The organism is Hyalangium ruber (genome assembly GCF_034259325.1).
In the GTDB taxonomy this organism is placed as follows: domain Bacteria; phylum Myxococcota; class Myxococcia; order Myxococcales; family Myxococcaceae; genus Hyalangium_A; species Hyalangium_A rubrum.
Genome location: NZ_JAXIVS010000009.1, coordinates 253,455 through 274,842, shown reverse-complemented (window position 1 = coordinate 274,842; position 21,388 = coordinate 253,455). Strand labels below are relative to the sequence as shown.

Below are 21,388 nucleotides of genomic sequence, written 5' to 3'. Positions count from 1 at the left end.
CTCCCTGCCAGCCTGCCCTGCGATGCCCCCTATGAACTCCGCTCGCCTCGCGTCCGTGGTACTCGCGCTCGTGACGGCTCTTCCCGTCCACGCCGGGCTCCTGAGCCTCTGTGAACCCGCTCAGGAACAAGCCTTCGAGAATGCGCTCCGCACCGCCATCTTCACCGAATACAGGGACAACTACTTCATCACGGGCTTGCCCCAGGCGGGCGACCACCCGCGCAACTTCGTCCGGTTCCAGCTCAGCGTGAAGTACAACCTCGTCCCCACCACGTCCCGCTGCACCCTCTACTTCGCTTACACCCAGAAGTCCCTCTGGAACCTCTGGAACTTCAGCGGCTCCTCCCCCTTCGAGGACTCCAACTACAACCCGGCGTTCTTCTTCGCGTGGACGAACCAGGACTTTGGGACCTACCACTCGGTGCCGTCCGCCGGTTTCAACCTGCTGTACATCCACACCGGCTACGAACACGAATCCAATGGCCGGGACAAGGAGGCCTCCCGAGGCTGGGAGCGCCTGTCCTCCACCGCGCGCTTCGGGTGGTACCTGAAGGGTGAGTGGCACCTGCTGGTTCAACCCAGGCTCTGGGTGCCCTGGGTATCAGGCAGGGAGACAGAGGGCGGTGGCAACCCCGACCTCATCGACTACTACGGCTATGGCAGCCTCTCCCTCGAGCTCGGCAAGGATCAGCACCCGGACGGCTACGCCCACGCGGTGGGGACTCCGGCCTGGCGGGACTTCATGGTGGGAGTGATGGGGCGAGCCGGGCGGAGGTTTGATCGGGGCTACGCGGAGCTCTGGGCGCGCTACCGCCTGCCCTTCGAGACGGTAAGCTGGTCGCTGTACGCGCAGTTCGTCACGGGCTACGGAGAGACGCTCCTCAGGTACAACCAGAAGGTGACGGCCTTTCGCGTGGGCATCGCGCTCGACGACCGGTTCTCCTGGAACGCCGCCATCCGCTGAGCGCGGCGCCCGCACGTGAAGGGGGCGCCCGTCACAACCCCAGGAACGCCAGCAGCGCCCCCAGGTCCTCGTCCGACAGGGCCTCGCGGCTGTAGAGCGGCATGTTGCCGCCCACGTGGAAGAACTGCCCGTGCCGCACCTTCTCGATGACGACGAGCGGCTTCGGGATGCCGGGGAAGAGCTGATCGTAGTCGTTCACCACCTCGGGCAGCACGGAGGCTGCCTCGGTGAGGCGGCCCTTGCCGGTGTGCGGCTCGCCATGGCACGTCTGACAGGCCAAGCGGTACACCTCGGCGCCGCGTCCGGCATCCGCGCGCGGCACCTCGACGATGTCCTTCACCACGGTGAACGGTAGCGCCGGGGCCTCGGGGCCCGGGCTGATGCTCACCAGGTACTCGTAGAGCGCGCGGGACTTCGGCTCCTCGGGCTCCAGCGGCGACACCCCGCGCATGAAGCTGACGTAGCAGAAGTTCACCGCGTCGAGCAGGCGCGTCTCGTTGCCTCCCCACCAGCCGAGGCGGGAGGCCACGTTGTGCAGCGAGTAGCCCGCGTTGATGCGCCCACCCTCGGGCACCGGGGTGCTCGCGTGGCAGGTGGAGCACGAGAAGCGGTTGAACTGGCTCTCTGACAGCCGCGCCTCCTGGAACAGCTCCTCGCCGAAGTCCACCGCGGAGGCAGAGCCCCCGCAGCCCGCAAGCACCAGCCCCGCCGCCAGCAGGCCCCACCTCATGGGCTCCCCCGCATGAGCGTCACCGAGTCCGGGAAGATGCCCACTTGCACCGTCTTCAGCACCGTTCCCTCTGTCAGATCCACCACATGCAACGTGCCAGGGCCCACGTGGTCGCCCTCGCAGACGACAAGCCCATGGCGCTCATCCCGCGTCAGCTCCACCTCGTGGATGTTGAGGCACCCGGCGGAGGCCAGCGCAATCTCCCGCTGCACGGTGGAGGTGGCCGCGTCGATGACGGCGAGCGCCTCCGCGCTCTGGTACGGCATGTAGAGGGTGCGGCCATCCGCGGTGAAGGTGCCGAACATCGGCGAGCCTTCGAGGAACACGGTGCGGCTGGGATTCATCGTGAGCGTCACCGGGTCCAGGTACTGCACCGCGCGGCTCTTGAGCGAGCTGACCCACACCGCGCCCGTGGTGGGCGACAGGGTGAGCGCGTAGGGCTCGTGCCGGGGAGAGAGGGCCGTGCCAGCGACGGCGGCCACCTTCACCCGCCTCACCGAGGGGGGCTCGGCCTGCAGGTCCACCACGGCCACCTCGTCGGACCAGCAGGCGGTGTACGCACGGCGCCCGTCCGGCGACAGGCGCACCGCATGAGGCGCGGGGCACACCGGCACCATGGCCTTGGGAGTCATCGTCTCCGCGTCGATGATGGCCATACGCGAGTCCATCTCGCGCTCGGTGCCGCCGCGCCGGGCGACGTCGACGATCTTCAGCAGATCGAAGTGCGTCTGGTACAGCGTGCGCCCATCCGGGCTGAGGATGAGATCGCCCGGGTTGCGGTCCACGCGCGCCGAGCCGACGCGCTGGTGGGTGCGCGCGTCCATCTTGAGGCTGTAGCCGTTGACCGTGCCCGTGCCGTGCGCGCCGTGGGGCCCTGAGCCACCGCCCGGCACATAGTTGGAGATGCCCACGTAATAGAAGGCGCTGTCGGGCGAGACCGCCATGTGGTGCGGGCCCTCCAGCTCCACCGGGCTGAGCCCCACGGGGATTCGCGCCCGCTCGCCCCAGTTCGCCTCGCCCATCGAGTCCAGGTCCAACACGCTGAGGGTGTCATCCAGGCTGTTGGTGATGAAGACGCGCCCAGCGGGACCGGGCGGCGGCAGTCGTTCCGGCGTCTGCCACGGCTGCTGGGTACCGTACTCCAGCTCCGGCACCTCCAGCGGCCCGCTGGAACCATCCTCCTGGCAGGCCCCGAGCGCGAGCGGCGCGAGTGCGGCCAGCAACAATGAGGCGCGCGTCATGGCTTGGCCCCCTCCCGGCGAAACGTGCGCGTCGCGACCATCCGGTAGGGCCCCTCCTTGAGGCGGTTGTCCTGCATGTAGGCGCTCGTCACCCGGAGCGAGAGATCCTGGCCGCCCCCTTCGCCCATCAGCCTCCAGGAGGCTTCGTCCACCTGCCACGACAGCTCCGTGGTGAGCACCTGGAGGGGGCACTGACGGTTGGCCACCCCTACCTCCACCAGGTAGATGTCCCCGGTGTAGGGCGGCAGGTGCGCCTCGGCGGTGGGCACCAGCAGCTCGCCGAGCCACGCCAGCACACCACGCGAGACACGGGGGCGTGCCTGAGCGTACCGGCTCTGCGTGTCTCGCTCCAGTGAGGCGCGCAGCGGCGAGGTCCACGAGAACAGGGGGGGCGGCGCATCGGCGGCGAACGCCTCCCACTCGGCCGGTGACGTCACCGTCACGGCTTTAGAGGAGTCCATCTCCTTCTTCAGAGCGTCCGTCATCGTCATCCACGTCTCGTCCGAGGCGGAGCCGCCATAGAGGGGCTCGCCGCACTGGGACTCTTCGTCTTTGCCGCAGGCGGTGGCCAGCAGCAGCACCGAGGAAGCACAGACACTCCAGAGGATGCGTTGTCTCGTCATCATGGTCACGGTCTCCGGGCCTGGAGCCGCCGCGAGTGGCGGGTCAACCCAAGGGCGAGGATAAGCAGGGCGGAGGGTGCCAGGCCAGCGGCGGCGCTGCAGCCATCCTTCACGGCAAGCGGGGGCTCGGAGGGGTCTTCATCCGCCGGGGGGGGCTGGCCCTCGACAGGGGGGGTGTCCGCCCCGAGCGTCGCCGCGAGCTGCGGCCAGAGCGAGGGGCAGGACTGCTGAACGGGGGTGGCCGCCGGGCAGCTATGGGCGCCCTGAATACCTTTGAAACTGAGGAGCGGCTCCCAGGTGGTGCCCTCGTCCCGGCTCCGCGCCAAGCCCCACTGGTGAACCCAGGGTGAACCGCAGCCATAGAGCAGGTCTCCCGCGCGCCGCGCGCAGGCGTTGCCTTCGGGCAGGGGCAGCGCGCTGAAGGCTTCTCCCTCCCGGCCCCGGAAGAGGTTGGCGGGGGTGGAGGCCCAGACGGTCCGGCCGTCCGCGGAAGCCTCGGCGCCGATGAATATCTCTAACGGCACCTCGAGCACCGGCGCCAGGGTCGCTCCACCATCGGTGCTCTTGAGCAGGTAGCTTCCCCCAGAGGCGGAGACGGTGACCCAGAGGATGTCTGGCGAAGCCTCGCTCACCACCCTCAAGACGAAGTCATAGGGGCTCACGGCCTGGGGCAGCACCAGCGGCAGCTGGGTCCAGGTCTGGCCGCCGTCGTCACTCCGGGACAGAAACAGCCCCCTCGAGTCCTGGCCGGACACGTAGAGCCGGCGCGGGTCGGACGGGGCGATGCGGATGGCCGTGTAGCGGGTGTCTGGGATCGGCGCCAGCGAAGTCAGCCACGTCTCTCCCCCGTCCTCCGAGCGGTAGATGCCGTTGGCCGAGGAGTACTTCCCGGTGGCCACGTGGATGAGGCGCTCGTTGGCCGGGTCCACGGCGAGGCTGGTGGCCCAGGTATCCTTGAAGAAAGGGTGGGTGGTCCACGAGCAGCCGCCGTCGCGCGAGCGGACCACCGCGCTGCCCGTGGCGGCGATGATCTCTCCCCCGCTCAGCCAGTGGTAGCGCTCCGGTCGCCAGGCACCCACGCCCATGCCCTCGGGGCAGATCCACCGCCAGCTCTGCCCCTTGTCCCGCGAGATGAGCGCTCCGAAGGTCGCGCCCACCAGCAGATCGTTCTCATTGCCCCGGCGCACGGTGACATTCTGTGTCTCGGGCAGGCCGTTGTGGGCCAGCGCCGGGAGAGCTTGAAGTGCCAGCAGTGCCAGCAGCAACCTTCCACCCGAGGCAGAGGGGGTTCTCATCGTCGTGGGCTCCAGGGGCAGGGGAGCCCGCATAGTACAGCCCGAAGAGGGCTTCTCATACTGTCACGCTGGCGAGGGGCTGGGCCAACGCCCCTACAAGCCCTCACTGGAGAGCCGCTCCTGGCTCACGGCGTGACGGCGCGCAGCAGCGCGTTGCCCGCGTCGGCCACGTAGAGTGTGCCATCGGGGCCTACCGCGAGGCCGGTGGGGAGGACGAAGTCCGCGTCCTCTCCCCTCCCATCGGCGGCGCCATAGCGGCCAGTGCCCGCCAGCGTGCTCACCTGGCGAGCTCTGCCAGCGGAGTCGAAGGTGACGCGCCGGATGCGGTAGTTGCCAGGGTCCGCCACCGCCAGCGAGCCATCCTTCAACACCGCGAGGCCCAGGTACGGCAGCAGCTGGGCGGACTCGGGCGCGCCGTCCGCGAAGCCGGGGGTGGCGCCAGCCACGACGGAGACGGTGCCTTGGCGCAGCGAGACGACGCGAGCCATGCCCGTCTCCACCACATACAGGGCGCCGTCCGCCGCCGCCGCCACCGCCGAGGGCCGATAGAGCCCCTTGTGCGCCGGGAGCGTTGTCACCGGGTGGCCAGGGGTGGAGAGCTCGATGCGGCGGATGAGGCCGTTGCCCATGTCCGCCACCAGCAGTGCGCCATCCAGTGCCAGGGCCAGCCCGGCGGGCTGGTTGAAGCGTGCCTGAGCGGCGGGGCCGTCGACCGCGCCCGGCTTGTACACAGCGCCAGCAAACACCGAGGCAGTACCGTCTGGCGTGATGCGGCGGATACAGGCGTGCTCCGTATCCGCCACGTACACATTGCCAGCCGCATCCGCGGCGATGCCCATCGGCCCGTTGAGGCCAGAGGCGAGCGTCTCCATGGCGCCGTCCGGGTGCACGCGCCGCACCTTATTGGCGAGCGCATCCGCCACCGCCCACCCTCCCTGGGGCAGGACCGCCACGGCGAGCGGGGCGGAGAGCTGTGCCCACCCGGCCGGCCCATCCCTGTCACCTCGCTGGCCCGGCACGCCCGCTACGGTCAGCACGGCCTTCGCGAACGGGCCACGCGGCGCGGGCGAGGCCAGGGCGGAGAACCCCACCAGGCTCTCAGGCACCGGGCGGCCCAGGGCCCGGTACAGCACGTTGGCCACCAGGCGCGCGGCCCGCGCATCCGCCAGCTGCTCGTTCGCCAGCACGCGCACGAAGTCCACTCCCCCCGAAGAAAAAACCCAGGCGCCGCTCGGCTTCTGGTGAAGCACCATGTGCGCCAGACCGAAGCCGCCCTGGAGCGACAGCCCGGGCGACTCGGCCAGCACCTCGAGCCCCTCGGGTGAGTGGCCGTTGTCCACCACCTGGTCCATCTCGTAGCCGTTGGCCTGCCACAAGGTGTCGCCTGCCTTCAGGCCCGTGCCGGCGAAGGCCCAGTGCTCGGTGCGGGTGATGACCAGGGGAAAGGCGAACTGGTGCCAGCGGCTGGAGAACTGCACACCGAAGAGCGCGTTCTCCGGGCGGGGCGTGGGCAGATCACGGAACTTCACCGTCAGCTCCGGGCTCAGCGGGCCCACCGGATCGCGCTTGGGGGCATCGCCCTTGTAACAGGTGATGACGCGGCGCTCGCGCCCGTCCTCCGAGGGCTCGTAGCGCACCTGCCAGTAGGCGTTGTTGGCGCCCAGGTTGATGAGCGACACACCCGAGGCCACCGCGCGCTCGGCACGATCCCTCAGGGTGCGCGTCCAGTACTCGTCATGCCCAGAGATGATGAGCACCTTCGCCCCGCCCAGGGACTCCCCCGAGCGGTCCAGTTCCTCGTCGGTGACGTAGGCCACATCCAGCCCTTGCGCCTCCAGCCAGGTGACGAGGCTCAAGTCATCAGTGAGCAGGTGCCCCGCGCCCTGTCCGCGGGCGTAGGGCCTGTCGTAGGACACCTGGAAGGCGCGGCGCACCCCAACCCGGCGCATGACGCCGTGATTGTCGTCGTACAGGCTCATGCCGCCCCAGGTGTTATATGCCTGCCAGTTGGCCGTGGGGATGATGGCCACCACCTCGGAGCGCGGCCGCGCTTCCCGGACGAAGAAGGGCACGTAGCGCTGGTAGCCATCCTCGCGCGTCAGCTTCACCACGTAGACGCCGCGCACCCAGTCCGCGCCCGTCTGGACCTCGAGGGTGGGCCTCCACTCGCAGGCGACAAGCCCCGTGGGCAGCCTCGGAGGGCACGACGCCTGGCGGAGGCCCTGCACAGGTCCCCCTCGTGCCACCTCTCGCCCCGCCGCCCCCGCGTAGTAGCCGAGCCGGTACACCACCCAGGAGAACTTGCGCGCCTCGGACACGGAGACCGCTACGGGGACGCGCTCGCCCTGCGTCACCATGTCCACCAGGGCATATCCTTCGATCTGGCCCGCGTTGGCCGGCCGGGTGAGTCGCCATGCCTCCGTGCCCAGCCGCGCGTTCTCCTGGTGTATGGCGTTCGCTTCATGCGGCGGAGTAGCAGGGCCGGGGGCCTCTAAAGCTGGCGAGCCCGCATCTGCTGGCGGCCGGTCCTCACCACTGCTCATACTCGGCACTTCCTGGAGCGGCGGGCTGGGTGTCACGCGCTCGCCGGACTCATGGACGGGAGGCGTACCCCCCGCTCCTTCCTGGCACCCATCCACCAGCCCAAGCCCCAGGAGGCACGCAAGCATTCCGGCCAACACGACGAGCCGCCGTTGATTCATTCCCGCCTCCGCCATGTCGCGTCAGCGCGGACAGTAAGCACGCTCCACTGAAGCGGAACCGGAAGGCCCTGTCAGAGCCCACTACTCGACACCCAACCCTGCGGCCAACGGCCCCAAGGCGTTGTCTCACGCACGAGATTCGAGGAGGTGAAGTGATCGATCAGGGCGTTGCGCAGCGTCTGGTACAACCAGGCCACCGCTGACTCCTGGCTGCGCAGCGTCCCGGCCTTTCCGACATTGCCGGGGGGTGGTGCATGTTGCGGAGGCGGCCCACCCGTGAGACGCAGTGGCTCATGTTCGTCCTACTGCGGGCCGTGGGCCTCTTCGTTCTGACGGCAGTGGCGGACGTGATGGGCAGCTACCTGCCTTACCTCTGGCTACGCCAGGGCAAGTCGCCGCTACTCCTCGTGCCAGCAGCCGCGAGCCTTGCCGCCTTTGCATGGCTGCTGACGCTCCACCCCACGGGGGCCTCGCGCACCTATGCAGCCTACGGAGGCGTTTACATCACGGTAGCGCTGGTATGGCTGTGGGCTGTGGAGGGTGAGCGGCCCAGCGCTTGGGACATTGCAGGGGCCTTAGTGGCTCTGGCCGGTATGGCAATCATCGTGCTGGCGCCTCGCAGGTAATCAACTCAGCGCCTGTGGCTGCTCTACCTGCTGGACTACAACATGAGCGTCGCGGTGTGGGTGGGGCTCATCGCGCTGGCGGGCATCGACGCGGAGACGGGGTGGTGATGGTGCTCTACCTCACCCTGGCCCATGGCAAGGCGAAGGAGGCGGGACAGCTTCGCTCGATGGAGGAGCTGACCGAGGCCATCGTCGAGGGCGCGGCCAAGCGCATCCGGCCCAAGCTGATGACCGTCATGACAGACATGATTGGCCTGCTGCCCGTGCTGTGGGCCACGGGCACGGGCTCGGACGTGATGAAGCGCATCGCCGCGCCGTTGGTGGGCGGCCTTGTCACATCCTTCCTGCTGGAGCTCACCGCTTACCCAGCCATCTTCGCGCTCTGGAAGGGGCGGGACCTGCCTCACGTCGAGCCAGCCCAGAACGTCCCTGATTGACGCCCGGTTGCTGGCGGGGGTCGGGTACATGTCCGAACGTGAGGGTTGATCAGAATTCAGAAGAAGGCTGGTCGGTGCTCGTGGAGAGGGGCAGCAGGAAGTAGACGCACAAAAGCCTGCGCCGGGTGAGCAGGCGGCTGACGTTGTAGGCCAGCAGCTTCAGGAGAATCTCGGCGGACACCGTCTGAGGCTTGCGCGAGGAGACACGGCGGAAGCCCATGCCATCTTCCAGGGAGGAGAAGACCGGCTCCACAGTGGCCATGCGCTGGTGGTAGCGCGCTGGAGCGTCCTGCTGGCTCATGCGCTGACGCATCTGAGCGCCCAGCTTCTCGTAGTCCCAGTTGACCACCAGGCTGCGGCGCTTGGAGGGCGTGCACGCGCTGTGCTTGGGACAGGTGGCGCAGCCATCGCCTCGGTACAGCAAGGCGCCTTGCTGGTGGCGCTTGGGCCCGAGCATGCGCTTGCCCACCGGACACAGCACCTGCTCGGGGGAGAGCAGTTGGAAGGCGTCTCGGCCGAAGTAGTTCTTGCCCCGAAGGGGACCGCTCTCGGCCTTCTGCTTGATGAGCAAATCCACCCACCCGGTGTTGGCTGCGGCAAAGGCCAGGTCTGCTTGGCTCCAGTAGCCCGCATCGGCTGCCGCCTGGAGGCGGACCACCGAAGGCAGCCCGGCCTGGCGCAGCACCTGACGCGCTTGCAGCACAGCCTCCTCCAAGAGGCTCGTGTCGTTGGGCGCCGCGTTGATGAGCACGCCCACCACCAGGCGACTCTGCGCGCCGCTGGCTGTCACGGTGAGACGGTGGCCGGGCAGGTACACCTCACCCGGAAACTGCATGAGGGCTGCGGCTTTGCTGGTAAGCACTACGGAGGCCGCCTGCGCCTGGGTGCACAACTCCACCGCCTGGGTGTGCTTGTCCACCTTCTGCTGGTGCTTGGCTCGCTCCTGCTCGGAGAGCACAGAGGTGTCCACTTCGGCTAACTGCTCCAACCTGCGCGTGGAGCGGTTGAGCACACGCACTTGCTGCATTGAGGCGTGCGCCCTCAGGCGCGCCGAGTCCACGGCTAACCCTTGGGCATCCACCAGTCCCTCTTCCAACGCCCACTGCACCGTTGCTTCCAACGCCGAGCGAAACAACGCTGCATGACTCATCCGGAAGCGGTTGAGCACCGGCCGACTGATGACATGCCCACCTGCTAGCAACCTCAAGGCCGCATCGGTCACCAGCGCGTGCGCAAGCTTCGTCGCATGGTGCAGTCCAATCAGGCTGGCGTACACCCACAGACTCAGCAATCGCCGCGGCGGATAGCCTCTTTGCCCCAGAGCCGAGTACTGAGCTTCCACCTGCGACACCTCCACCCGCTCCATCAGCTTGAGCACCTGCCGGGCCAGATGCTCTTCGGGTACCAACACCTCGGCCGCAGCCAGCCCCTGCGCGTCATTCGCTTTGAAGCGCGCGGTGGGGTCTCGCGGCACGCGTCGCCGCTTCCTCGGCTGCTCGGCAGGGCTGGGACAGGTTGACTCGGGCATGGTTGGATGCCCTACTACTTACCCACTGGGTTACATATTCCGACCAACCCTCACGTTCGGACATTGCCGGGGCATGCAGGGGTGTACCCGTACCAACCACTGCGCGGTGAAACACCGAAGAGCTCTCGTGCGGCTTGCTCAGGGTTGGCCGAGGGCCTCACCGGCCGGGCCTGCGCTACCAGAGCCTGAATGGACTCTTCCCTCCCCAGTTCCACCGGATCTGCTCCTTCCGTTCGAGGAAGGTGGACGAGGGTCTCGCCCTGGCCGGTTTCGAGGCGGACCATCCGCGTGGTTCCGCACGCAGTGGCCAGTGCCGAGAGCAAGAGTGCAACGGTCAGCCGTGCGGCCATGGGACGCCCTCCAGCGCGGGAGAGCATAGGCTACGAGTGGTCACCGCGCTCCAGGCGCCCTCCTTGAGACGCGCGAAGCGCAACCGGTGCCCCTGGGGCTTCCCCTCCAGAGGCTCCTGTGGCTCGAGCCACGTCAGCAGCAGTTCATCCGGCCCGGAGAGCCCGAGGTTCGGAGCCATGGCGCCGGGCCCTGCGGGCGGGTCGACTCGTTTCACTGCCTGCTGTACCGGCTCTGGCGTGGCCTGGCTCCCCAAGACCATCAGAAGAGCCCATGCACTGATTGATGCGAACATGGCCCAGGAACATAGCAACCGGCGTGCGGGGCACGCGCTGGTTGCGGGGTTGCGCCTCAGCGTCACAGTGTAACCCCATCGATCACGCCCTGTGGCTGAAGACCTCCGGTCCTCGTCTTCCAACCCTCCTCTTTTCAGGCACTTCCGCGCCTGCGGCAGTTGGCAAGCTCCTTGATAGGCGCAACTTGGCCTCTTGCAGGAGATGCCTTGGGGACGTGTCCGGAACTGGCAGAAAGCTCCTCGTTGCATTCGCGCTCCTGGTCCTGGCGTTTGGGGCCGCGTCCTACGCAGCCCTGCGGGGGCTCACGGAGATCCACCAGGCCCTGCACCAAGTGAAGCGGCAGGAGACAGGGGTACGCACCGCCCTCGCGCTCTCCAGCGCGGTGCGTGATCTGTACGCTCACCAGGCGCACAGCATCATCCTGGGCAACGAGAGCCATCTGCCGCTCTACGAGGAAGCACACCGGCGAGTGCTCGCACTGCTGGGGGAAGTACAAGAGCAGACTGCTGGCGAGAAGGCGCGCACTCATCTGGATGTGATGCGCCGAGCCTCGGGAGAGTTGGACCTGCTCTTCCGCGAAGCCATCCTACCTGCCCTCCTGGGCGGTGACCGTGCCACGGTGCTCCGCGAGCACGGCCGCGCGCTTGAGCTGGTAAACCTCATCCAGCACCACGCTGACGCCCTCGCCGAGGAGTACGAACGCACCATCGGCGGGTTCGAAGAGCACGCAGGCGCTGTCCAGCACGCCAGCATCCTCTGGACCCTTGTCCTGTTCATCGCAGCGGCCCTGTTCGCCCTCGCCTTCGGTGTCTACATCGGCCGCTCCGTGGCGTTACCGGTGGCACGGCTCGAAGCTGGCGCGTCAAGGCTTGCCGCTGGGGACCTCTCCACCCGCATCGAGGTGGACCGGGAGGACGAGTTCGGGCGGCTGGCCCGCCAGTTCAATCGGATGACCGAGGCGCTTCAAGAGCACCAGCAGCGTCTGGTCCAGAGCGAGCGGCTGGCGAGTATTGGCCGACTGGCGGCGGGCGTGGCACACGAAATCAACAACCCCCTGGGCGTCATCCTCGGCTACGTGCGGCTGCTCCAGCGCAAGGCGGAGGGAGCGCTGGCCGAGGATCTGCGCATCATCGAAGAGGAGACGCTGCGCTCCCGGGACATCGTGGAGGGGCTGCTTGACCTCTCCAGACCGCAGCAGGTCTCAGGAGAATCCGTGGACCTGCGCCAGATGGCCGAGGAGATCTTCTCCCGCCTGCGCGAGTCCGCCCAGGCTTCCGGACCAGCGCTCCTACTGGAGGGACAGGGGCACGTCGCCGGGAATCCGCGCCGGCTGCATCAGGTGCTGACCAACCTGGTGAAGAACGCGGTGGAGGCCGCGGGCGCCAGGGGCCGGGTGATTGTCGCCATCCACGCGCTCGACCAAGCGCTGGCGCTGACGGTTCGTGACAGCGGGCCTGGCCTTCCCCCCGAGGCACGCGAGCGGCTCTTCGAGCCCTTCTTCACCACCAAGCCACATGGCACGGGGCTGGGGCTGGCTGTCTCCCAAGCCATCGCTCAGGCCCACGGCGGCAGCATCCAGGCGCGCACCCACCCCGAGGGCGGCGCCGAGTTCACCCTCCTTCTTCCTCGGAGCACGTAGATGGATAAGCCGAGCATTCTCGTCGCTGACGACAAGGAGAACATGCTCAAGCTGATCGCCCGCATTCTCGGCGACGCTTACCGCGTGACGACCGCCGAGGATGGCAGCCGTGCGCTCTCCCTCATCCAGGCCCAGCGCTTCGATGTGGTGTTGACGGACATTCGCATGCCGGGGGCGGACGGCTTCGAGGTCCTCAAGGCCGTCAAGCAGCACGCGCCCAACACCGAGGTCATCCTCATGACTGCCCACGCCTCCATCCCCAAGGCAGTGGAGGCTATCAAGGAGGGAGCCTACGACTACCTCTCCAAGCCCTTCGATCCGGACGAGGTGGGGCTCGTGGTGGCCCGGGCGCTCGAGCGTAAGCGGCTCAAGGAGCAGGCGGACTCGCTGCGGCGCGAGCTGGATAGCATCTTCAGCTTCCAGAACATCATCGGCAAAAGTCCCCCCATGCGTGCGCTCTACGGCCTGCTCGGGCGGGCAGCGGAGCTGGACATCACCGTGCTTGTCACCGGGGAGACGGGGACGGGCAAGGAGTTGGTGGCGCGGGCCATCCACTACCAGGGCCCTCGGAAGGAGGGGTCCTTCATCCCGGTGAACTGCGGGGCGCTGCCCGCCGAGCTCATCGAGAGCGAGCTCTTCGGCCATGTGCGAGGAGCCTTCACCGGCGCGGTGGAGACGAAGGCAGGGCTCTTCGAGGAGGCCGATGGCGGCACGCTCTTCCTCGACGAGATCGGCGAGCTGCCCCTCGCGGTCCAGGTGAAGCTCAACCGCGCGCTTCAAGAGAAGGAAGTGCGCCGGGTGGGGGATACGGCCTCTCGCCGCATCGATGTGCGCCTCGTGGCCGCGACCCATCGGGACCTCAAAGCCGAGGCGGGCGCGGGCCGATTCAGGGAGGACCTCTTCTACCGCCTCAACATCTTCCCGGTGCACCTGCCTCCCCTGCGGGAGCGGCGCGAGGACATCCCCCTGCTCGCCATGCACTTCTTGGAGAAGGCGGCGAAGACCTACCGGCAGCAGGTGGAGGGCTTCGAGCCCGATGCGCTGCGAGCGCTCACCGGCTACTCCTGGCCGGGCAATGTCCGCGAGTTGGAGAACGCCATCGAGCGCGCGGCGGCGATCTGTAGCGGTACGAAGATCAGCCTCGCGGATCTGCCCTCGGAGGTCTCGGGTGGGCAGCAGGGAACGCTGCCCGCCGATGTGATGGTGAAGATGCCGTTCCGCGAGGCGGTGGATCTCGCACGGGATCGCGCCTCCCGCGACTACCTGGTGGCGCTGCTGCGGGAGTTCGGGGGCAACGTGACGCGAGCCGCGGAGCGCGCCGGCATGGAGCGCGAGAGCCTCCACCGCCTGCTCAAGCGCTACGGCCTGAAGTCCGATGACTTCAAGGAGCCCACCTGACGCCTCGGACACATCACGGTGTGACCTTGGGGATCACACTTCCTGGCCTGCTCCAGCCTGAAACAAGCCCCAATTTCAACAGGTTGAAAATGGCACACCTGATGCAATTCCTGGCTGACATGCAGCGCCGATCCACATCTCGGGTGTCTCTCTCCCTGGTTGCCACGATGCTCATGCTGTCGGGCGCCACTGCGGCGCAGGCACCGGTGCCGCTCACCCGGGCCGAGGTCATCGCGCAGGCTCGGGAGCGTAACCTGGAGCTGAGGGCCGCCCGCGAGCGCCTGGGACTCCAAGAAGCCGAGCTGGCGCAGGCCCGCCAGCTGCTGCCAAGCAATCCAGAGATCGAGGCCGAAGTGGGCAGCGACCGGCCCTTCAACAACGAGGGCGAGCGGCGCCTCGGTATCGGCCTCGCTCAGGAGTTCGAGATTGCCGGGCAGCGAGGGCTGCGCAAGGCGCAGGCGTCCGCTCAACTCAGGGAGGCCCAGGCCCGCTGGGCCGCTCTGGAGGCGCAGGTGGCGCGGGATGCCTCCGGCGCCTTCCTCCGGCTGTGGCGGGCCGAGCGTCTCCGGGCCTTGGCGCGCGAGTCGCTGGAGCTCAACCTCACGCTGGAGAAGGCCGCCGAGTCCCGCTTCCAGGCAGGCGACATCTCCGAGTTGGAGCGCAATGTGGTGGCGGTAGATGTCGCCCGCTCCCGGCGAGAGCTGTCCTCCGCCGAGACGGAGCTCGTCCAGGCGCAGTTGGACCTCGCACGGCTGTTAGGCCGACCTGACGGTATGCGCCTGACGGTAGCGGACCTGTCCCTGCCCACTCCCACGCTGGCGCCGCTGGAGAACCTCCAGTCTCTCGCCAGAGAGCGGCGGGCAGACCTGGCCGCTGCCCGCTACTCGCAGGAGGCGGCCGAGGCGCGGCTCCACCTGCACTACCGCGAGCGGATCCCCAACCCCACGCTCCGCCTGGGCTATGAGCGCGAGCGCTTCGACCCTCTGGATGCTTCGCCTGGTGGAGGCGGAGAGGTCTCCTCACTGCTCATGGGCAGCATCTCGATTCCGCTGCCGCTGTGGAACCGCCAGCAGGGCCCTATCCGGGCAGCTCAGGCAGAAAAGGCAGCGGCAACCATCGAGCGTGAGGCGACCGAGCGCCTGGTGGATACCGAGGTAGCGGCGGCGTTCGCGGCGGTGGAGCGCAGCCGGGAGGCGCTCGAAGCGGTCACCGCGGCCCTGCCCAAGGTGGAGCGAAACCTGGAACTCATCCGCAAGAGCTTCGAGGCCGGCCAAGTAGACCTTCTCGAACTGCTCAACACCCGGGATCGCTCCCAGCAGGCGCGGCAGGAGTACGTGGAAGCGCGCGTGGAGTACGTGCGCGCGCTGGATGAGCTGATGCGGGCAACCGGACAGCTCCCAATGGAGGCACGTCAGTGATGCGATGGATGGCTGCGGTTCTCACTCTTGGACTGGTCCTGCCAGGGCTCGCCTGGGCTCACGGCGGAGAAGATCACGGCGATGCGCCTCCCCCACCCGCCGCGACCACTGGACAGGGCCAGTCGGTGGGAGCCACCGGAGAGGCTTTCGAGGTCCTCATGAAGGGAGCCATGGCGGCGCCTGGCGCTGAGGCGCCCTTCCGGGTGTTCGTGGCTGATCCACGCACCAATGCTCCCATCGAGGGAGCAGCGGTCGAGCTCAGCTTCCTGGGCGCTAGTGAGGTGAAGTCGAACGCGACTCCGACCGAGCACGCCGGCATCTACACGGCCACCGTGACCTTCCCCGGAGAGGGCGACTGGGAGGTAATGGCCTCCGTGAACCGCGGGCAGGAGGCAGAGGTCCTCGCGCTCGGCGCACTCAAGGTCGGCGTGGCCGCAACGGATCAGGCCGAGCCGCACTCTCATGGCTTTCCCTGGCGCACAGTCCTGCTCGCGGCACTGGGGCTAGCCGTGCTCGCGGTGGCCGCACTGTGGGGGGGCCGTCGCCTCACCCGCTCGCGCCGCCGCTCCACCGAGGTGTCCGATGCGTAAGCTCCTTCTCTCTGCGCTCATCCTGCTGGCGCCGGTGGCTGCCTTCGCTCATGGCGGAGAGGACCATGGTGAGGGGCCCAAGCAGGCCGCGTCCGCTGCCCCCGCCGGTGTCATCCTGCTCCCCAAGGAGTCCCAGTTTCTGCTCGGGGTACGCACCGAGCCGGTGAGCCGCCGCAAGCTCGAAATGCGCACGACCGTTCCCGGGAAGGTCATCCCCCGGACCGACCGGCACGCGCAGATCTTCGCCCCCGTCGCGGGCCGGGTGCTCTCGCAGGGCAGCCAGATCCCCCTCGTTGGGACGCGCGTGAAGAAGGGACAGGTGCTCGCCGTGCTCCAGCAGAGCCTCTCGGCCTCCGAGGCCAGCGGGCTTGCCACGGGGCGCATCCAGGCCGAGGCGGCGGTGGGACAGGCCCAGGCCGCGCTCGAGCAGGCCCGGCGCGACCTCGACCGGGTGAAGTCCCTCGCCGGCGTGGTGGCCCAGAAGGAAGTTCAGCAGGCGGAGTTCGCGGTGCAGGTGGCCGAGCAGGAGCACACCCGCGCTGTCCGCGAGCGGGAGCTGTACGCGGGCGCGGGCCAGGGTGGCACCGGCGGCAAGCTCTCCCAATTCCCCCTGGTATCCCCTCTCGACGGGGTGCTGGTCGAGGCGAACGCGACCCTGGGCGAGCAGGTGGAGCCGTCCAAGGTGCTCTTCACCGTGCTCGACCCGCAGGTCGTCTGGGTGGAGGCCAACGTCTTCCCCGATGACATTCCACGGATCGAAGAGGCCCGGGAGGCGCTGGTGAAGGTGGAGGGCTACGCGGACCGCTGGTTCCCCGCGAAGCTCTTCAACCTCGGCCAGGTGGTGGAGGAGTCCACCCGGACGGTGAAGGTCATCTTCGAGGTCCAGAACGACGACGGACGCCTGAGGCCGGGCACGTTCGCCGAGGTGGCCATCGGCTCCGGGGGCGAGCAGGAGAGCCTCGCCGTCCCCGACGCGGCTGTCGTGGAGGTGGAGGGGCGCAAGCGGGTCTATGTCCATGTGGGCCCCGAGGAGTTCGTTGCCCGGGACGTGGCGCTGGGCGCACGGGATGGCGAGTACCACGTGGTCCGCCAGGGGTTGAAAGAGGGCGAGCGCGTCGTCACACGCGGCACGTACCAGCTGCGGTCCGCCGCTGGAGGGCAGTAGGCCCATGTTCGATTGGATCATCCAGTTCAGCCTGCGCAACCGCATCTTCGTCCTCGCGTCGGCGGCGGCGCTCCTCGTCTGGGGGACCTGGGTCGTCCTCCAGATGCCGGTGGACGTCTTCCCGGACCTCAACCGCCCGACCGTCACGGTGATGACGGAGGCGGGAGGGCTGTCTCCCGAGGAGGTGGAGACGCTCGTCACGCTGCCCATCGAGACGGCGATGAACGGCGCCCCGGGCGTCAAGCGCGTGCGCTCGACGTCGGGCGTGGGCCTCTCGGTGGTGTACGTCGAGTTCGACTGGGGCACTGACATCTACCTGGACCGGCAGCTCGTCGCCGAGCGCCTCCAGGTGGCCGAGGAGCGGCTGCCACGCGACGTGTCGCCCACGCTCACCCCCATCTCCTCCATCATGGGCGAGATCCTCCTGCTCGGCATCCAGAGCGAAGGGGGAAAGACCTCCCCGCTCGAGGTCCGCTCCCTGGCCGACTGGGTCATCCGCCAGCGTCTGCTCACCCTGCCAGGCATCGCTCAGGTCACGGTCATGGGTGGCGGGGTGAAGCAGTACCAGGTGCTCGTCGATCCACGGAAGCTCCTGGCCTACAACCTCACCCTGCAAGAGGTGGAGGAGGCCGCGGGCCTCGCCCAGAGCAACACCACGGGCGGCTTCCTCGAGCGCAAGAGCCAGGAGTACCTCGTGCGCAACCTGGCCCGCACTTCCTCGGTGGAGGAGCTGGCCGACACGGTGGTGGCCTTCCGCGAGGGCGTGCCCATCCGCCTGCGGCAGGTGGCCGAGGTGAAGCTCGGAGCCCAGGTGAAGCGAGGAGACGGCGGAATGAACGGTGCGCCCGCTGTCATCATGGCCATCCAGAAGCAGCCGGGGGCCAGCACCATTGAGCTGACGAAGCAGGTGGAGTCCTCACTCGAAGAGCTGCGCCGCACCCTGCCCGCGGACGTGAAGGTCCAGACGCTCTTCAAGCAGGCTGTCTTCATCGAGAAGGCCATCGACAACGTGGTGGAGGCGCTGCGTGACGGCGCCATCCTGGTCGTCATCGTCCTGTTCCTCTTCCTGCTCAACTTCCGCACCACGGCCATCACCCTTACCGCCATCCCGCTGTCCTTCATCATCACGGGCCTGGTGCTCAAAGCGTTCGACATCTCGGTGAACACGATGACGCTGGGCGGCCTCGCGGTGGCCATCGGCGAGTTGGTGGACGATGCCATCGTCGATGTGGAGAACGTCTTCCGGCGCCTCAAGGAGAACCGGCACAAGCCAGACCCGGAGCCGGTCCTCACGGTCATCTACAAGGCGTCCAGCGAGGTGCGCAACTCCATCGTCTTCGCCACCATCCTCGTGGTGCTCGTCTTCATCCCCCTGTTCGCCATGGGCGGCATCGAGGGGCGGCTCTTCATTCCGCTCGGCCTGGCGTACATCATCTCCATCATCGCCTCGCTCTTCGTGTCCCTCACGGTGACACCCGCGCTCTGCTCATACCTGCTGCCGAAGATGAAGCACATGGAAGACGAGAAAGACGGCTTCTTGGTGCGCTTCCTCAAGCAGCAGGACAGGCGGCTGCTCCACGTCACACTCGCCCACCCGTACAAGGTGATGATCATCGCGGGGGTGTTGGTGGTAGCAGCGCTGGCGGCCGTGCCCTTCTTCGGCCGCGAGTTCATGCCGCCCTTCAACGAGGGCACGGCGACGATCAACCTCCTGGCCAAGCCCGGCACCTCGCTAGAGGAGTCCAATCGCATCGGGACGCTGGCCGAGCAACTCATCAAGGCCGTGCCCGAAGTGGCCTCGGTGGGCCGGCGCACCGGCCGGGCCGAGCAGGATGAGCACGCGGAGGGCGTGCACTACACGGAGATCGATGTTGACTTCAAAGCCGGTGGCCGTGAGCGCGAGGTGGTGCTGGAAGACCTCCGCCACCGGCTCGACCAGCTGCCAGGGGTCGCCACCAATATCGGCCAGCCCATCTCACACCGGCTGGATCACCTGCTGTCCGGTATCCGCGCGCAGATCGCCGTGAAGCTCTTCGGCAGCGACATGGACACCCTGCGCCAGAAGGCGGAGGAGGTCCGCCAAGTGATGGCCGGGGTGCCGGGCGTCGTTGACCTCCAGGTGGAGCAGCAGACCCTCATTCCCCAACTGAAGATCCGCCTCAAGCGCGAGGAGGCCGCACGCTACGGCGTCAGGCCGGGGGCTATGGCGGAGCTGTTGGAGACAGCCTTCAACGGCAAGGTGGTGTCCCAGGTGGTGGAGGGCCAGCGCACCTTCGACGTGCTCGTGCGCTACGACGAGAGGACGCGCGCGGACGTGGACGCATTCCGGCGCACGCTGGTGGACACGCCCTCCGGGGCGAAGGTGCCGCTGTCGGCCATCGCTGAAGTCGAGGAGGGAAGAGGCCCCAACGTCATCAACCACGACAACATCCAGCGCCGCATCGTGGTGATGGCTAACACGTCCGGGCGTGATCTCGGCGGCGTGGTGGGTGATATCCGGCAGCGTGTCGCGGACCAGGTGCAGTTGCCCACGGGCTACTTCGTCTCCTACGAGGGACAGTTCGAGAGCCAGCAGGCAGCCACGCGGCTGATCGGCCTGCTCTCTCTGTTCTCCCTGGCGGGGATGTTCCTCGTCCTCTACGCGCACTTCCGCTCGGTGACACTGGTGCTCCAGGTGATGCTCAACATCCCGCTGGCTCTGGTCGGCAGCGTGGCGGCGGTGCTTCTCACCACCCAAACGCTCTCGGTGGCGACGCTGGTGGGCTTCATCACCCTGTGCGGCATCGCCAGCCGCAACACCATCATGATGATCTCCCACTACATGCACCTGGTGCAGGTAGAGGGGGAACACTTCGACGAGAAGATGATCGTGCGCGGCTCCCTGGAGCGGCTGGTGCCGGTGCTCATGACGGCGCTCACCGCGGGGCTGGCGCTCATCCCCCTCGTGCTCGCGGCTGGGGATCCGGGCAAGGAGATCCTGCACCCGGTGGCCACAGTCATCCTCGGTGGCCTCATCAGCTCCACGCTGCTCGACATGGCGGTGACGCCGGCCGTGTTCTTCAAGTTCGGTCGGCCGGCGCTGGAGAAGTTCCTCGCCGCCCGCGCCGAGCGGCAGAAGAAGCTGGCCAGCGAATCCCCCGAGGGCACCTCATTCGACACAGGAACCGCTGCCCAGCACTAACCCTCACTTCCCAAGGAAGGGACGACCCTCATGGAGACCCTCAAGCGAATCCTGGCAGCAGTGCTTCCCTTAGCGGTCGTGGCCCTATGGGGGTGTGGTGGAGACTCTTCGAGCGTCCCCATCAAGGCAGTGGATCGGGATGCCGTCTTCGTCGTCAACGGCGCCAGCAGCATGATCAGCGTCCTCGACGCCGCCAGCCTGGAGAGCCTGGGGACCATCCGCCTGGAGGACTCCCCTTTTCCGCACCACATCAGCCTGAGCCCTGACCGGGACTCCCTCGTGGTGGCCATCCCCGGCGCGGACCTGAGCGAAGGCCATGGAGGCGGCCATGCAGGGCATGGCGTAAAGGGAAAACTCCTGCTGCTGGATGCACGAACCGGGGCCACGCGAGCAGCCCGGCAGTTCGATGCGATGAACCACAATGGCGCCTTCTCGCCAGACGGCACCGAGGTGTGGACGGCCCAGATGACCATGCCCGGCTCGGTTGTCGTGGTGGACGCGAAGACGCTCGCGCCCCGGCAGACCATTGACGTCGGGGACATGCCCGCTGAGGTGACGTTCTCGCCAGATGGCAAGTACGCCTTCGTCGCCAACGGTGCCTCCGACAACGTGACCGTCATCGATGCGGCCACGAAAACGGTGGTGAAGACGGTACCGGTGGGGGCGAACCCCGTGGGTGCCTGGCCCGGCAACGACGGGCTGATGTACGTCGACAACGAGGACGGCAAGAGCCTCACCGTCATCGACGCCAGCACCCACGCTGTCGTCCATACCTATGCCCTGGGCTTCACCCCGGCCATGGCCGCGACAGCTCCCACTGGGGAACTCTGGGTCACGGACACGGAGAACGGCCGCCTCATCTTCTTCGCGGCGGGGACCACGACAAGCCTGCAAGAGCTCACCACCGGCGAAGGAGCTCACGCGATCACCTTCTCGCCGGATGGCGTGACGGCCTTCGTCACCAACCAAGCCGCGGGCACGGTCAGCGTGGTGGATGTCGCCTCACGCTCTGTACGCAAGACCCTCACCGTCGGAGACAAGCCCAACGGCCTCGTCTTCCGCAAGAACTGACTCCATTCGCTCTACTCAAGGAAACGCACCATGAAGAACCTGTTGAATGTCCTGCTCGCGCTTGGCGTGGTCTCCCTGGGAGCCGCACGGGCCGCACACGCGCATGAAGGCTCTCACGCCACTCCAGGCACCAAGC

General features: G+C 67.8%; 15 protein-coding genes and 1 pseudogene. 10 read left to right on the top strand and 6 right to left on the bottom strand.

What is annotated here, in order from left to right:
- Window positions 1–31 precede the first annotated feature (31 nt).
- Complete coding sequence (locus SYV04_RS25975; protein ID WP_321548586.1) at window positions 32–964, top strand: phospholipase A; 933 nt, start codon at window positions 32–34, stop codon at window positions 962–964.
- A gap of 31 nt (window positions 965–995) precedes the next feature.
- Here SYV04_RS25975 and SYV04_RS25970 read toward each other — a convergent pair whose 3' ends face one another.
- The 5 genes from SYV04_RS25970 to SYV04_RS25950 form a co-directional block, all read right to left on the bottom strand.
- Window positions 996–1,694, bottom strand: a complete 699-nt coding sequence (locus SYV04_RS25970) for a c-type cytochrome (protein WP_321548585.1) — start codon at window positions 1,692–1,694, stop codon at window positions 996–998.
- A complete protein-coding gene (locus tag SYV04_RS25965; protein WP_321548584.1) occupies window positions 1,691–2,935 on the bottom strand; it encodes a beta-propeller fold lactonase family protein in 1,245 nt (414 codons plus the stop codon). Before SYV04_RS25965 ends, SYV04_RS25970 begins: the two co-directional genes overlap by 4 nt.
- A complete protein-coding gene (locus tag SYV04_RS25960) occupies window positions 2,932–3,561 on the bottom strand; it encodes a hypothetical protein (protein ID WP_321548583.1) in 630 nt (209 codons plus the stop codon). Before SYV04_RS25960 ends, SYV04_RS25965 begins: the two co-directional genes overlap by 4 nt.
- Before the next feature lie 2 nt (window positions 3,562–3,563).
- Window positions 3,564–4,853, bottom strand: coding sequence for a WD40/YVTN/BNR-like repeat-containing protein (locus SYV04_RS25955; RefSeq protein ID WP_321548582.1), 1,290 nt, complete (start codon window positions 4,851–4,853; stop codon window positions 3,564–3,566).
- Window positions 4,854–4,978: 125 nt separating this feature from the next.
- Window positions 4,979–7,210: a N,N-dimethylformamidase beta subunit family domain-containing protein gene (locus SYV04_RS25950; RefSeq protein ID WP_321548716.1), complete on the bottom strand. Its 2,232-nt coding sequence runs from the start codon at window positions 7,208–7,210 to the stop codon at window positions 4,979–4,981.
- Between the two features lie 638 nt (window positions 7,211–7,848).
- On the opposite strand from SYV04_RS25950, the gene SYV04_RS25945 reads away from it, so the two are divergent.
- Together SYV04_RS25945 and SYV04_RS25940 are read left to right on the top strand one after the other, a co-directional pair.
- A complete protein-coding gene (locus SYV04_RS25945; protein WP_321548581.1) occupies window positions 7,849–8,181 on the top strand; it encodes a YnfA family protein in 333 nt (110 codons plus the stop codon).
- Window positions 8,182–8,193: 12 nt separating this feature from the next.
- Window positions 8,194–8,618, top strand: a pseudogene (locus tag SYV04_RS25940) (efflux RND transporter permease subunit); the annotation flags it as partial.
- Between the two features lie 49 nt (window positions 8,619–8,667).
- Here the strand turns inward: SYV04_RS25940 and SYV04_RS25935 are convergent.
- Window positions 8,668–10,092, bottom strand: coding sequence for a transposase (locus SYV04_RS25935; RefSeq protein WP_321548579.1), 1,425 nt, complete (start codon window positions 10,090–10,092; stop codon window positions 8,668–8,670).
- A 912-nt stretch (window positions 10,093–11,004) separates the two neighbouring features.
- Here SYV04_RS25935 and SYV04_RS25930 point away from each other — a divergent pair.
- The 7 genes from SYV04_RS25930 to SYV04_RS25900 all read left to right on the top strand — a co-directional run bounded on the left by SYV04_RS25930 (window position 11,005) and on the right by SYV04_RS25900 (window position 21,252).
- Window positions 11,005–12,429, top strand: a complete 1,425-nt coding sequence (locus tag SYV04_RS25930) for a sensor histidine kinase (RefSeq protein ID WP_321548578.1) — start codon at window positions 11,005–11,007, stop codon at window positions 12,427–12,429.
- The gene (locus tag SYV04_RS25925) at window positions 12,430–13,827 is read left to right on the top strand and encodes a sigma-54-dependent transcriptional regulator (protein WP_321548577.1); all 1,398 of its coding nucleotides are present in this window, start codon (window positions 12,430–12,432) and stop codon (window positions 13,825–13,827) included.
- A 167-nt stretch (window positions 13,828–13,994) separates the two neighbouring features.
- On the top strand, window positions 13,995–15,245 hold the full coding sequence (locus tag SYV04_RS25920; protein ID WP_321548576.1) for a TolC family protein: 1,251 nt from the start codon (window positions 13,995–13,997) through the stop codon (window positions 15,243–15,245).
- A gap of 158 nt (window positions 15,246–15,403) precedes the next feature.
- Entirely contained in the window at window positions 15,404–15,835 is a 432-nt protein-coding gene (locus SYV04_RS25915; protein WP_321548575.1) for a FixH family protein, read from the top strand.
- On the top strand, window positions 15,828–17,000 hold the full coding sequence (locus SYV04_RS25910; RefSeq protein ID WP_321548574.1) for an efflux RND transporter periplasmic adaptor subunit: 1,173 nt from the start codon (window positions 15,828–15,830) through the stop codon (window positions 16,998–17,000). Before SYV04_RS25915 ends, SYV04_RS25910 begins: the two co-directional genes overlap by 8 nt.
- A gap of 4 nt (window positions 17,001–17,004) precedes the next feature.
- A complete protein-coding gene (locus tag SYV04_RS25905; protein WP_321548573.1) occupies window positions 17,005–20,181 on the top strand; it encodes an efflux RND transporter permease subunit in 3,177 nt (1,058 codons plus the stop codon).
- A gap of 30 nt (window positions 20,182–20,211) precedes the next feature.
- On the top strand, window positions 20,212–21,252 hold the full coding sequence (locus tag SYV04_RS25900; RefSeq protein WP_321548572.1) for a YncE family protein: 1,041 nt from the start codon (window positions 20,212–20,214) through the stop codon (window positions 21,250–21,252).
- The last annotated feature ends 136 nt before the right edge of the window (window positions 21,253–21,388 follow it).